Below are 12,600 nucleotides of genomic sequence, written 5' to 3' on the forward strand. Positions count from 1 at the left end.
GCCTCCCCACTCCCTGTATTGCTTGTAATATTAATACCTTGGTTTTCAGAAATTACCTCACTCGGCAGGTGATAATCAAACCTCAATAACAGCAGAATTATCAATAAGTGCAGCCATCAGCAAACTTGATTAGCTATTTCTTGGCTTCATTTTACCCTGTAGATAAAAACTTTATGCTTGATTGGATTACTAATATTATTTCTGGGATGGGATATTTGGGTATAGCCTTCCTCATGTTGTTGGAAAATATTTTTCCTCCCATACCTTCAGAATTAATTATGCCCTTAGCAGGATTCACTGTCCAGCAGGGTAAATTAAGCTTGCCTTGGGTAATTTTGGCAGGGACTATAGGCTCAATAATCGGTGCATTGCCTTGGTACTATCTAGGCAAGTTAGTTAGCGAGCAAAGGTTAAGAAGATGGGTCAATCAGTATGGTAAATGGTTGACTTTATCTGGGGATGATCTTGATAAATCAAAGCGTTGGTTTAGAAATTACGGTGGGGCTGTAGTTTTTTTCGGTCGCCTAATTCCTGGTATTCGTACTTATATTTCTATTCCGGCTGGCTTAGAAGAAATGTCATTAATCCCATTTCTGCTGTACTCAACATTCGGCACAGTTTTGTGGGTAGGCTTATTAAGCTATGCCGGCTATATATTAGGACAAAATTATCAGATAGTGAAACAATACCTCAGTCCTATTTCTCTGGTTGTCTTAGTGATAATTATTATTAGTTTTGGACTGTGGTTATGGCAGAGGCAACAAAAAAGAAAATAAAAAAGGCAAATATCTCATCATTTTACCCGAATAAACCATCTAATTAGTATTAGGAAAATATTAAAAACATGACAAGAAATAACTTACCTTCTAATATTCAAAAACCAGTCAAACAAGCAGTTGCTCATCCTGTATTTGAGCGTTTAGCGAGATTGGGTTATGCTGCCAAAGGAGTAGTTTATTTTGTTGTAGGTTTCCTGGCAGCACAAGCAGCATTTGGACTGGGTGGTAGAACTACCGATACCAGTGGCGCACTCAGAACAATTGTCTCCCAACCCTTCGGAAAATTTTTATTAAGTATTCTGACAGTTGGTTTGATTGGTTACGTACTTTGGCGTTTAGTACAGGCGATTTTTAACCCAGAAAGCTCCCGTCAAACAGGTAAAAAACAAATAGCCAAACGTTTAGGCTATACATTCAGTGCTTTAGCTTATGCAGGTTTAGCATTAGCAGCAGTACAGCTAATTATGGGAGTGGGTAGTAGTAATCGTAATTCAACTGAAGACTGGACAGCAAAATTGCTAGCTCAACCCTTTGGAAGATTTCTAGTGGGATTAGTGGGCGTAATCGTGATTGGTGTTGGTATTTATTACCTATACAAAGCATATAAATGTAAATTTCTCCGTCACTTGAAAATGCAAGAAATGTCTATCAAAGAGCGAATCTGGGCAAAACGCGCAGGTAGATTTGGCATTGCAGCCCGTGGCATCGTTTTTAGTATTATTGGTATATTCTTAATCCAAGCAGCCCATCAATCTGACGCAAGTGAAGCCAAAGGATTAGGTGAAGCATTAGCAACCCTCGGAAAACAACCCTTCGGCCCTTGGATTTTAGGCTTAGTAGCCTTGGGTTTAATCGCATACGGCATCTATTCCTTAACAGAAGCCCGCTATCGGCAAATTCGCAACACACCCTAAACCTTCACCAACCCTGCCAAATAGAAACATTCACCACTCCGCGTACCTCTGCGTTTACCTCCGCGCTCCTTTGCGTTTAAATCCTCTCCTCTTTCTCCTAACCCCAAACAGTAAAACCGAGACTTTTTTTGATACGATAAAAACTCTGACTCGTTACCTAACGATTTACCTATGAGCAAAGGAACCCTGTTTGATAAAGTTTGGGACTTACATACTGTTGGTACACTTCCTTCAGGGCTGACACAGCTATTTATTGGACTACACCTAATCCATGAAGTTACCAGTCCCCAGGCCTTTGCCATGTTACGGGAAAGAGGACTAAAAGTGTTATTTCCAGGGCGAACCGTCGCCACCGTGGATCATATCGTACCGACAGATAATCAAGCGCGTCCCTTTAGCGATCGCATGGCGGAAGAAATGATCCAAGCATTAGAAACCAACTGCCAAGAAAATAGCATTACCTTCTATAATATCGGCTCAGGCAACCAAGGGATAGTCCACGTCATCGCCCCAGAATTGGGACTCACCCAGCCAGGAATGACGATTGCTTGTGGAGACAGCCACACTTCTAGTCATGGGGCGTTTGGTGCGATCGCCTTTGGTATCGGTACTAGCCAAGTGCGTGATGTTCTCGCTTCCCAAACCTTAGCATTATCTAAACTCAAAGTCCGCAGAGTAGAAGTTAACGGCAAGCTTAACCCTGGCGTTTACGCCAAAGACGTAATTTTACACATCATCCGCACCCTAGGCGTAAAAGGTGGTGTAGGTTACGCCTACGAATACGCCGGAACCACCTTTGAGCAGATGAGCATGGAAGAAAGGATGACAGTCTGCAACATGGCCATTGAAGGCGGTGCTAGATGCGGTTATGTCAATCCCGATCAAGTCACATACAATTATCTCAAAAATAGAGACTTTGCCCCCAAAGGTGCAGACTGGGAGCAAGCAGTGACTTGGTGGGAATCAATCAAGAGTGATGCCGATGCCGAATATGATGATGTTGTAGTCTTCAAAGCTGAGGATATTCCCCCGACAGTCACCTGGGGAATTACCCCCGGACAAGGTATCGGCGTAAATCAATTGATACCCAAACCGGAAGAACTAGCAGAAGAAGACCGCTTCGTAGCCGAAGAAGCCTACCGCTACATGGATTTATATCCCGGTCAACCCATCAAAGGCACTAAAATTGATGTCTGCTTTATTGGTAGCTGCACAAACGGCAGACTCAGCGACCTAAGAGAAGCAGCGAAAATCGCCCAAGGTCGGAGTGTAGCGGCGGGAGTGAAAGCCTTTGTAGTTCCTGGTTCAGAAAGAGTCAAACAAGCCGCAGAAGCGGAAGGATTAGACAAAATTTTCCAAGCTGCCGGCTTTGAGTGGCGTGAACCCGGTTGTTCCATGTGTTTGGCAATGAACCCCGACAAACTAGAAGGTAGACAAATTAGTGCGTCTTCCTCCAACCGCAACTTTAAAGGTAGACAAGGTTCAGCTTCCGGGCGCACCCTGCTAATGAGTCCCGCAATGGTAGCGACAGCAGCAATTAAAGGTGAAGTTGCCGACGTGCGCGACTTACTCTAAAAGGCAGGGGAACAGGGGGCAAAATCCAGCCCCCAATCCCCAGTACCCATGCTTGACTTCGTGACGCTGGTGCAAAGAATTTTGAATTTTGAATTTTGAATTTTGAATTGATATGGTAAGTGAAGTTAAACAAGTTTCTGGACGTGGTATACCTTTAGTGGGTGATGATATTGATACAGACCGCATCATCCCCGCGAGGTATTTGAAAGCGGTTACTTTTGATGGTTTGGGTGAAGCGGCGTTTATCGACGATCGCACCGCTTTAAATGGTCAGCATCCCTTTGATCAACCCCAATATCAAGGCGCGAATATCTTAATTGTTAACCGTAACTTTGGCTGTGGTTCATCGCGGGAACACGCACCCCAAGCAATATCTAAATGGGGTATTCAAGCCCTGATCGGTGAAAGCTTTGCGGAAATTTTCTTTGGTAATTGTGTAGCGATCGGTGTACCTTGTTTAATAGCTGATGCGGTGACGGTGAAACAACTGCAAGAATTAGTTGCAGCTAATCCCCAAACCCCTGTGACAGTGAATTTAGAAACTTTACAGGTGCAAGTAGGTGATTTTACCGCCCCTGTCACCATGAGTGAAGGAACGAGAACCGCCTTTGTTTCCGGTGCTTGGGATGCTTGCGGTCAGTTGGTGGCAAATTCTGAGCAAATTCGGACGACTGCGGCGAAGTTACCTTACGTCGGTTGGGGTAAATTGGCTGCGAGTTAGCAATATTTCGGTACTTTTATGTAAGAATTGGTAGCGTTAAACTACTGATGTTTAGCCTACCAAACTTTAATCAAACAACGGCGTTTTTGACTGGGGGCGACCCAGTTACAGGGTTTAGCCTAACCTAAAACTCAATTTCTATATGTGTATAATTAGATTTATGTAAATAAGCTGACATCTACATGAAAATAATCCGCCAGTAATTTTGCTTCTGCTTGATTTATGGTGCGATCGCCATTTATAATTTCTCGTACAACTTCCAAAGATCCAATTACCTCAGCTAATGCTTCTGGAGTAATGCCGCGTGCGTCTATGAGATGCCTTAACATCGAATTGGGTGTACCTTGGGGAATAGGGTAATGCGTTTCCTCAAACTTCTCAATTAACGTTACCAGCAGTTCCAACAGCATCTCCTCTTCTGGTGTACGATTGGGACGATGTTCTAAGCTTAAAGCCAGTTTGATTGCTTGTTCATTTTCTTCTTCCGTGGTAATTGTTTTTGGTTGATACTCAGCTAACAACTTACCGTAAGATTCAGGATTAAAAATACGGGTCATTTTTCCATTTATCCTTATCATATTCGGCGTGAGTTAGGACATATTTAATATAAATTCTTTGAGTTTCGTAAACAATATCAACAATTAAGCGGTAGTTGTTGCCTTTAATATTAAACACTGTGAAGTTACCAACCGCTTCTGCTTTTGGATAAATAGCCTGAACTTCAATCAGATTTTTCCATTCAGCTTTAGTGGCTACCCTGTACCAATCATAAAGCGCATCACAGACATCTGTGTGTGCCTGACAAAAGTCCCGCAAAATTCTGCGGCTGATAACGTGCATTTATAGTTACTCTCAAGAATTTAGCAAAATACTTGTTTTATCTATTCAGAAATAAACTTCATAACACAGCAGGTGGTTTGTAACTATAAAGCCAGTCTGGAAAACTATCATGACTGGGTGCGGCTTGTTCTTGGGTTTGTTTCACAGCGTCGATATCGTAGTATCGCATCTCACCTACTGCACTACGGGCTTGAATGAGGCTGGTACGTTGAATGCGGCGTTGTTCGTAGGTAGTTAAAGCTTCTGTCAAACTGGCAGCTTGAGATAAACAAGCTTGTAGTTCGCAGACATCTTCAAAGGTGCTGTTTGCACCCTGCGCCATTGCTGGGGCCATGGGGTGGGCAGCATCACCTAACAGTGTAACTCGATTTTTGCTCCAGTGGGTTAACGGTGGGCGATCGCATATCGGCCCCTCCCAAATTTGTCCGGCTGGTGTGGCTTCCACCACCGCCCGAAACGATTCATCCCAGCCTGTTAATTCATCAAGAATCCTTGCCTTGACTTGCTCTGCATTCTGAGAAAGTGTATAATTAGGTATAAATTTCCGACTAATCCAACTGGTGTAACCGCCTCCCACATTCAGCAGAAACATAAATTGTTGATTGCCTTTGACAAACACTAAGTCATAGGAATCAAACAGTTCATGATGATATTCAACGACGGCACGCCAACACATACTACTGAGATAATTCGGCTTACCCTCGCTAAATAACGTTTCTCTGACGGCGGAGTGTAACCCGTCTGCACCAATGAGCAAGTCTGCATATTCTGTTTTACCATGCTCAAAATAGATTTCTACACCGTCTTCATCTTGTTGAAAGCCGATACAACGATGATTGAGGTGAATAGTTGCTGATGGTAATCTAGATGCTAGAGTTTGCTGTAATCGCCACCACCAAACAGTTAACAAAGGCTGTCCGTATTTCTCTGAGAAGGTGGTGGGGTTAATTTTAATGGTTTCTCCCGTCATACTTTTGACAACCGCCCGACGCACCAGACAACCGCAACTGGTGAGGGCGTTGATAATTCCTGGTGATATGGCTTCTAAACAATTCAAGCCATTGGGAGATAGTCCTAAACCAGTGCCAGCCGGACGCAAATCTTGAGCTTTTTCATATACTTGCACATCCAAACCCAGATTTGCAAGAGCGATCGCTGCCGCTAAACCACCAGGCCCAGCACCAATAATTGCAACTTTTTGACTTAATAATTGGGGATTTATATGTTTGTTTGGCATTTTTTTTAAATACTATATTTTAAAAGTTATTTAAAAATGCCAGAAAAATTCAGTTCCAAAAGAGAGATAATGAAGATAATTGGATAGACATACAATAAATTATGAATAAAGAAAAATCATCTATCATAAGTAATAAATTGGGCGAGGAACAATTAAAAATCTTCAGTCCAGAGGAGGTAGAGATATCATTGCTAATTAATGATACCTCCTACACCTTGAAAGTAGAACCTCGCGTAACTTTGCTAGATGCGCTGCGGGAAAAGTTAGGTTTGATGGGGACTAAAAAAGCGTGCGATCGCGGCGAGTGTGGAGCTTGCACTATATTAGTAAATGGTCGGAGAATTAACGCTTGTATGACTTTGGCAATCATGCACATTGACAGTGAAATTACCACCATCGAGGGATTAGCCAAAGATGACGAACTCCACCCCATGCAAACAGCATTTATTAACCATGATGCCTTTCAATGTGGTTATTGTACATCCGGGCAAATAATTTCAGCCGTAGGAATGTTAGCCGAACAAATACCGCAATCAGAGGCAGAAATTCGCGAAAAAATGAGTGGTAATCTTTGCCGATGTGGAGCGTATCCAAATATTGTAGCAGCAATTAAAGAAGTAGTCAAAGGAATAGAAGATGCGACCATTTAGTTATGCTAAAGTTAAAACTAAAGAACAGGCAATCATCACCTTAACCGAAGATAAAACAGCCGCATTTATAGCCGGAGGAACAGATTTATTAGGCTTAATGAAAGATAGAATTCAGACAGCCGAAACATTAATTGATATTAACAGCTTACCCTTAAATAAAATTGAAACTTCCGCCACCGGAGTTAGAATAGGTGCATTGTGCAGACTCACAGAAGTAGCATTACATCCTGATATTCAAAAACACTACCCAGTCATCAGCCAAGCAATTAATCAAAGCGCATCACCCCAACTGAGAAACATGGCGACTGTAGGAGGTAACTTACTACAAAAAGTCAGGTGTCCGTATTTTCGTAATGCAGCTTTTCCCTGTAATAAACGCACACCAGGAGAAGGCTGTGCAGCAATAAACGGCTATAATCGAATGCACGCCATTTTGGGAACAAGCGAACATTGTATAGCTGTTCATCCTTCAGACTTAGCAGTAGCCTTAACAGCATTAGACGCAATTATTTGTATTCAAGGACTAGAAAAAGAACGCCAAATTTCCATTCATGAATTTTATCTCTTACCGGGAGACACCCCACACAAAGAAACCCTATTAAAACCGGGAGAATTAATTGTAGCTGTAGAAATTCCTAACAATAATTGTAGTAGAAACTCCAACTATTTAAAAGTCAGAGATAGAGCCGCCTATGAATTTGCCTTAGTATCTGTAGCCCTAGCCTTAGAGATAGAAAACCGAACAATTATAACAGCAAAAATAGCCTTTGGCGGAGTAGCAACAAAACCCTGGCGGGCGTGGGAACTAGAAGAATTTCTCCAAAATAAACCCCTCAACCAAAACACCTTAAACTTTGCAACAGAACTAGCAATAAAACAAGCCAAACCCCAACAACATAATCAATTCAAAATAGAACTACTAAAACGCGCCATACTCCGCGCCCTCAGCGAATAACAAGTATTATATTATCACCCTCCAGAAGCAGAGAAACAGAGAAGAAAAGTTTAAATTTCTCTAATTCTTCTCTCTGCGACTCTGCGCCTCTGCGTGAGCCAAATAAATCCCCAACACCCCACAAAAAGACATGAATAAAATCATAGGAAAACCCCTAAACCGAGTAGAAGGCAACCTAAAAGTCACAGGAAAAGCCGAATACACAGCCGATATACCCAGAGAAAACCTCACCTATGGAGCAATATTGAGAAGCGCGATCGCCAAAGGTCAAGTAACCACCATAGACACCACCCCAGCCCTAGCTGCCCCTGGAGTAGTCGATATCATCACCTATGAGCAAACCCCCGACTTAATCAAAATCCCCTTTTTTTCCCAGCAACCAGATCAACAACCAGAAAAACATGATATCATTCATTACGATGGGCAACCCTTGGCTATTATCGTCGCCGAAACCTTAGAACAAGCTGAATATGCTGCCACCCTAGTAAACATCACCTACGAAGCAGCAACGCCGACAGTCACAATAGCGCAAGCACTACCAGAAGTATTTGAGCCAGAATCTATCTTTTTCGGCATCATGCCCGGTAGAATTACCAGAGGCGACATTGCAGCCGGCAAAGCACAGGCAGATATCTTAATTGAACAGGTGTACACCACACCAACAGAACATCATAACCCCTTAGAAACATCTGCCACCATCGCCTTTTGGGAAGGAGATAATTTAACCGTATATGAAACGACGCAAGGTATTTCCGGCACACAAAAAAGTTTGGCAAAGGTGCTGAACCTACCACCAGAAAATATCCGCGTTATCTCAAAATACTTAGGTGGCGGGTTTGGTTGTAAAGCCTTGCTACGTTCTCATACTATATTAGCGGCGATCGCCTCCCGTCAAGTGCAGCGTCCGGTGAAAGTTGTACTAACGCGATCGCAAATGTATACTAACTGTGGCTATAGATCCGAAACTCACCAACAGCTGACACTAGGCGCAACCAAACAAGGACAGTTTACCTTAATCAAACACATCGGCACATCCTTAACTTCCATGTTTGAGGAGTTTGTCGAACCCGTAGGTGCAGCAACTACCATGATGTATGCTTGTCCTAACTTAGAAGTAAAATATCGGTTAGGGCGGATAAATGCAGGTACACCTACATTTATGCGTGCGCCGGGAGAAGCACCAGGGATGTTTGCCTTAGAATCAGCAATAGATGAACTAGCTTATGCCTTAAATCTTGACCCGATAGAAATTAGATTACGCAATCATGCAGATATTGACCCCCATACAGGCTTACCTTGGTCAAGTAAATCCCTAAAACAATGTTATCAAAAAGGTGCAGAAATTTTCGGCTGGTCAAAACGCCACCCGACACCCCGCACCATGCGAGATGGTAACTTCCTCATAGGTTGGGGAATGGCGAGTGCAACATTTCCCACAAATTCCATGACTGCAACCGTAAAAGTCGAACTTTTCGCCACAGGGGAAGTCAGCGTACAAACTGGAACGCAAGACATCGGTACTGGTACTTATACAGTCATGACTCAAGTTGCAGCTGAAGCGTTAGGTTTAGCTTACTATTCACAAACAGAGGAAAACCCCTCTTCCACAAATGTAGAGACGTTGCATGCAACGTCTCTACATATTCCCCCTTCTCTTGTAGACAAGGGGGTTAGGGGGTTAGGTGAAGACATAACCAAGCAACCAATTAACTTTAGACTAGGTGACAGTAATTTACCCACAGCACCCATTACAGGTAACTCTATCACAGTAGCGAGTGTGTCCCCGGCTGTACATCAAGCGGCGACTGCTGCCAGAGAAAGATTAATTCAAATGGCAATAGCAGACTCAAACTCACCGCTTTATGGTTGTAAACTAGAAGATATCAGCGTAGAGTCAGGACAGATATTTTCAAAATCCCAACCATCACAACGCGACAGCTACACCGAGATTTTACAACGTCATGGCTTAGAAAGTTTAGAAGTCACTGAAACCACCGCACCCAACCCAGACAGCAAACAATATGCTAAACATTCCTTTGGTGCGGTATTTGTCGAGGTAGCAGTTGACGAATTGTTAGGCGAAATTAAAGTTAGACGTTGCGTCGGCGTTTACAGTGCGGGACGTATCCTCAACATAAAAACCGCCAAAAGTCAAGTAATAGGCGGAATTACTTGGGGAATTGGCATGGCGTTAATGGAGAAAACAGTAATAGATGCTCACACTGGTAGAATAATTAATGCAAACCTGTCTGACTATTTAATTCCCGTTCATGCCGACATTCCCAACATAGAAGTAGAATTCATCGCAGAACATGATCCTCACGTCAACACCTTGGGAACAAAAAGCTTAGGAGAATTACCAATTGTCGGCGTAGCAGGTGCGATCGCAAATGCAGTATATCACGCCACAGGCAAACGTATCCGCCACCTACCCATCACACCAGACAAACTTTTATGAAACTATGAAACGTCTCTACACATTCCCCCATTCCCTTGTAGGGAAGGGGGGGTTGGGGGGTTAGGTTTGAGAGACTATCAGATTTAATCCTTAATTAACTCCTCCAAAGCCAATTGTAAATCCTTAGTCAACTCATTCACAGCACGTTTAGCCGCTTGACGGTCATGCTGAACAGCTTCCCAGCGTTGAGTCACACAAATAGGTTCACCCACCTTCAACTTTGCCCGACGTAAACCTAAACGCGATCGCCCTGGTAAAGTAGAAGATTGAATACGTGACAACATATCAAACATCAGCAAAGCCGTTTCCGCCAGTCTATCAGCAGTCGGCTGTGATTGCAGATAACTAGCATTGACAGCCACAAAACTTTCAACTAACCTCATGTGCTGTACTCGCAAATCTGCTTCTTGAGCTACCCAGTCAGCTAAACCGCGTTTGAAAGGTGGTAAAGTATTAACATCAGGCAAATCGTCTCTATAAATATAATTCCAACTAGCTTCTTCTAAACGACGACAACGGTCGATAAAACTACCCTGTGGTTGCACACCGAAATATTGTTCAGCAACTTGTAAAGCTGTATCTAACAAACGATGTAACCTAGCAATTAACACCTCATTGGAATTAGCAGAGGTTTCAGAAACAGCTTGCGGGATATCTTGATGATAGAAGCGACGATAAAATTCTTCCATCTCAGTTATCAGATATTCACCCAACCGACAAATACGTTGATAATAAAATTCTGGTTGATGCGTTCCATCACTGCTAGACTGAACTGATAAACCACTATCAGCTTCTAACTTACTCAACAACCGATCCAGATTTGCCCAAGGTGGTTGAATATAATGATATTGGATTGAAATCGGCACAATCACCACAGTCTCAGGACGGCTAGCTTTGTGTAAATCTTCTACACACCAGAACCCCATTTGTGCTACACCCGGTTCTAAGTCACTAACAAGCCCACTATAACCATTATTACCACCTTCCGGGGCAACTGCAAGAGGTAATTGACCATTTGCAAATAAATTCCGTGCAGTTTGAATCGCTTGTTTATCTAATCGCCGCCCGCGACGCACAGGTACACCACCCAACCGAGAAAACAACCACCCCAACCATTTCCCAGCCCAGATAGTCATTCCTCTATCAAACATAAAATGACTATGAATAGGGTATTGTAACTGGATACCTTGCCGACGCGCTACCCGTGGTACAATGTAAGCCAGCAGATACAGCGCACACAGAGAATCTTCAACCTCTGGGTGACGAAACGCCATCATCAAGCGAATTTTACCAGCTTGGAATTGTTGATATAATTCCGCCAACACTTCCGCATTTTCAGCTTCCACCCGCACAATTCCCGCAGGTAGCCACGGACGAGTCCGAAATCTTAAGATAAATGGTAGCACAGCGTGAACAATTTTCACCACAAGCGAGTTAAAACGGTGCGGAATAAATTTCAGTGGTGGTTGAACAGATGTGATTGATTTAGGCAAGGGACTCTCCGAGAAATCGATGGGATGAAAGAGATGAGGCAGATGAGGCAGAAAAACCAATGACTAATGACTAATGACTAATAACTAATGACTACTGTTAGTTTAATTATGAGAACAATCCTCAAAATACGCCACACAACTGCATGAACACACCACAAGACGCGAGAAAATACGCCCCAGCAACACAACGCAACCGCGAACCCATTTTAGAAGTGCTATTACAAGTATTACCCGAAAATGGTACTATCTTAGAAGTGGCAAGCGGTACTGGTGAACACGCCGTATTTTTTGCCCCTCGTCTTACCCCACGTCAATGGCTACCATCTGATCCTAATCCCGAATTACGCGCTAGTATCACAGCATGGATACAACACTCTCCCGGCAATAATCTCTATCCACCCTTAGAAATTGACGCTACACAACCAATATGGCCTGTAGAGACAGATAAATCTGGGAATTATTCCCCCATTGTCGCCATAGTCAATATTAACATGATTCACATTTCCCCTTGGTCAGCTTGTTTAGGACTGATGGCGGGTGCAAGTCGCATTTTACCCCCAGGCGGTATACTCTATTTATATGGCCCCTATAAACGAGGTGGAGAACATACAGCCCCCAGTAATGCAGCCTTTGACGAATCTTTACGCGCTCAAAATCCTGAATGGGGTGTCCGTAATTTAGAGGATGTTGTCGCCGCAGCTAGTCAATGCCATCTCAGTTTACAAGCAACTTACCAAATGCCCGCGAATAATCTTTCGCTAGTCTTTCAGCATTCCGGTAAATAACAATTCTGTAGGGTGGGCATTGCTAGCTATTGGCTCAAATTCTTATTTTACGTTATTGGCAATGCCCACCTGACGCTGATGCTCCGTTGCTGCCTTCACAATGATTCTTTAACACTACACAAAAATGGAGGTTAGCGGACTCGAACCGCTGACATCCTGCTTGCAAAGCAGGCGCTCTACCAACTGAGCTAAA

12 protein-coding genes and 1 tRNA gene are annotated in these 12,600 nt (G+C 43.3%); 8 read left to right on the plus strand and 5 right to left on the minus strand.

Going from position 1 to position 12,600, the window contains the following annotated elements; all coding sequences use genetic code 11:
• Positions 1-173 precede the first annotated feature (173 nt).
• From A3775_RS19580 to leuD, 4 genes are all read left to right on the plus strand, one after another.
• Complete coding sequence (locus A3775_RS19580) at positions 174-776, plus strand: DedA family protein (protein ID WP_066378679.1); 603 nt, start codon at positions 174-176, stop codon at positions 774-776.
• A gap of 68 nt (positions 777-844) precedes the next feature.
• Positions 845-1,693: a DUF1206 domain-containing protein gene (locus A3775_RS19585; RefSeq protein ID WP_066378585.1), complete on the plus strand. Its 849-nt coding sequence runs from the start codon at positions 845-847 to the stop codon at positions 1,691-1,693.
• 171 nt (positions 1,694-1,864) lie between these two features.
• Positions 1,865-3,268: a 3-isopropylmalate dehydratase large subunit gene (leuC, locus tag A3775_RS19590; RefSeq protein WP_066378576.1), complete on the plus strand. Its 1,404-nt coding sequence runs from the start codon at positions 1,865-1,867 to the stop codon at positions 3,266-3,268.
• A gap of 112 nt (positions 3,269-3,380) precedes the next feature.
• Complete coding sequence (leuD, locus tag A3775_RS19595) at positions 3,381-3,989, plus strand: 3-isopropylmalate dehydratase small subunit (protein ID WP_066378575.1); 609 nt, start codon at positions 3,381-3,383, stop codon at positions 3,987-3,989.
• A 158-nt stretch (positions 3,990-4,147) separates the two neighbouring features.
• Here the strand turns inward: leuD and A3775_RS19600 are convergent, their stop codons facing one another.
• Genes A3775_RS19600 through A3775_RS19610 form a run of 3 tightly spaced genes read right to left on the minus strand, consistent with a single transcriptional unit; the run spans position 4,148 to position 6,066 of the window.
• Entirely contained in the window at positions 4,148-4,546 is a 399-nt protein-coding gene (locus A3775_RS19600; RefSeq protein WP_066378574.1) for a type II toxin-antitoxin system HigA family antitoxin, read from the minus strand.
• Positions 4,530-4,829, minus strand: coding sequence for a type II toxin-antitoxin system HigB family toxin (locus A3775_RS19605; protein ID WP_066378571.1), 300 nt, complete (start codon positions 4,827-4,829; stop codon positions 4,530-4,532). Before A3775_RS19605 ends, A3775_RS19600 begins: the two co-directional genes overlap by 17 nt.
• Positions 4,830-4,887: 58 nt before the next feature.
• The gene (locus tag A3775_RS19610) at positions 4,888-6,066 is read right to left on the minus strand and encodes an NAD(P)/FAD-dependent oxidoreductase (RefSeq protein WP_066426385.1); all 1,179 of its coding nucleotides are present in this window, start codon (positions 6,064-6,066) and stop codon (positions 4,888-4,890) included.
• A 101-nt stretch (positions 6,067-6,167) separates the two neighbouring features.
• Between A3775_RS19610 and A3775_RS19615 the strand changes: the two genes are divergently transcribed.
• The 3 genes from A3775_RS19615 (at position 6,168) to A3775_RS19625 (ending at position 10,129) form a co-directional block, all read left to right on the plus strand.
• A complete protein-coding gene (locus A3775_RS19615; protein ID WP_156481684.1) occupies positions 6,168-6,716 on the plus strand; it encodes a (2Fe-2S)-binding protein in 549 nt (182 codons plus the stop codon).
• Entirely contained in the window at positions 6,703-7,671 is a 969-nt protein-coding gene (locus A3775_RS19620; RefSeq protein ID WP_066378565.1) for a xanthine dehydrogenase family protein subunit M, read from the plus strand. Before A3775_RS19615 ends, A3775_RS19620 begins: the two co-directional genes overlap by 14 nt.
• Before the next feature lie 130 nt (positions 7,672-7,801).
• Positions 7,802-10,129: a xanthine dehydrogenase family protein molybdopterin-binding subunit gene (locus A3775_RS19625; RefSeq protein WP_066426386.1), complete on the plus strand. Its 2,328-nt coding sequence runs from the start codon at positions 7,802-7,804 to the stop codon at positions 10,127-10,129.
• A gap of 83 nt (positions 10,130-10,212) precedes the next feature.
• Here A3775_RS19625 and A3775_RS19630 read toward each other — a convergent pair whose 3' ends face one another.
• A complete protein-coding gene (locus A3775_RS19630) occupies positions 10,213-11,622 on the minus strand; it encodes a 1-acyl-sn-glycerol-3-phosphate acyltransferase (RefSeq protein ID WP_082803801.1) in 1,410 nt (469 codons plus the stop codon).
• Between the two features lie 143 nt (positions 11,623-11,765).
• Here A3775_RS19630 and A3775_RS19635 point away from each other — a divergent pair, with 143 nt between their 5' ends.
• On the plus strand, positions 11,766-12,407 hold the full coding sequence (locus A3775_RS19635; protein WP_066378561.1) for a DUF938 domain-containing protein: 642 nt from the start codon (positions 11,766-11,768) through the stop codon (positions 12,405-12,407).
• A 125-nt stretch (positions 12,408-12,532) separates the two neighbouring features.
• Here A3775_RS19635 and A3775_RS19640 read toward each other — a convergent pair.
• Positions 12,533-12,599 (minus strand) — tRNA-Ala (locus tag A3775_RS19640).
• Between the last annotated feature and the right edge of the window lies 1 nt (position 12,600).

The organism is Anabaena sp. 4-3 (assembly GCF_001597745.1).
Lineage (GTDB): Bacteria > Cyanobacteriota > Cyanobacteriia > Cyanobacteriales > Nostocaceae > Trichormus.

Excerpts from the sequence above, each read along its gene's own strand:
- A3775_RS19600 (WP_066378574.1), bottom strand. The coding sequence starts at position 4,546 with ATGACCCGTATTTTTAATCCTGAATCTTACGGTAAGTTGTTAGCTGAG.
- A3775_RS19635 (WP_066378561.1), top strand. The coding sequence starts at position 11,766 with ATGAACACACCACAAGACGCGAGAAAATACGCCCCAGCAACACAACGC.
- A3775_RS19620 (WP_066378565.1), top strand. The coding sequence starts at position 6,703 with ATGCGACCATTTAGTTATGCTAAAGTTAAAACTAAAGAACAGGCAATC.
- A3775_RS19585 (WP_066378585.1), top strand. The coding sequence starts at position 845 with ATGACAAGAAATAACTTACCTTCTAATATTCAAAAACCAGTCAAACAA.
- A3775_RS19615 (WP_156481684.1), top strand. The coding sequence starts at position 6,168 with ATGAATAAAGAAAAATCATCTATCATAAGTAATAAATTGGGCGAGGAA.
- A3775_RS19580 (WP_066378679.1), top strand. The coding sequence starts at position 174 with ATGCTTGATTGGATTACTAATATTATTTCTGGGATGGGATATTTGGGT.
- A3775_RS19625 (WP_066426386.1), top strand. The coding sequence starts at position 7,802 with ATGAATAAAATCATAGGAAAACCCCTAAACCGAGTAGAAGGCAACCTA.
- A3775_RS19605 (WP_066378571.1), bottom strand. The coding sequence starts at position 4,829 with ATGCACGTTATCAGCCGCAGAATTTTGCGGGACTTTTGTCAGGCACAC.
- leuC (WP_066378576.1), top strand. The coding sequence starts at position 1,865 with ATGAGCAAAGGAACCCTGTTTGATAAAGTTTGGGACTTACATACTGTT.
- A3775_RS19610 (WP_066426385.1), bottom strand. The coding sequence starts at position 6,066 with ATGCCAAACAAACATATAAATCCCCAATTATTAAGTCAAAAAGTTGCA.
- leuD (WP_066378575.1), top strand. The coding sequence starts at position 3,381 with ATGGTAAGTGAAGTTAAACAAGTTTCTGGACGTGGTATACCTTTAGTG.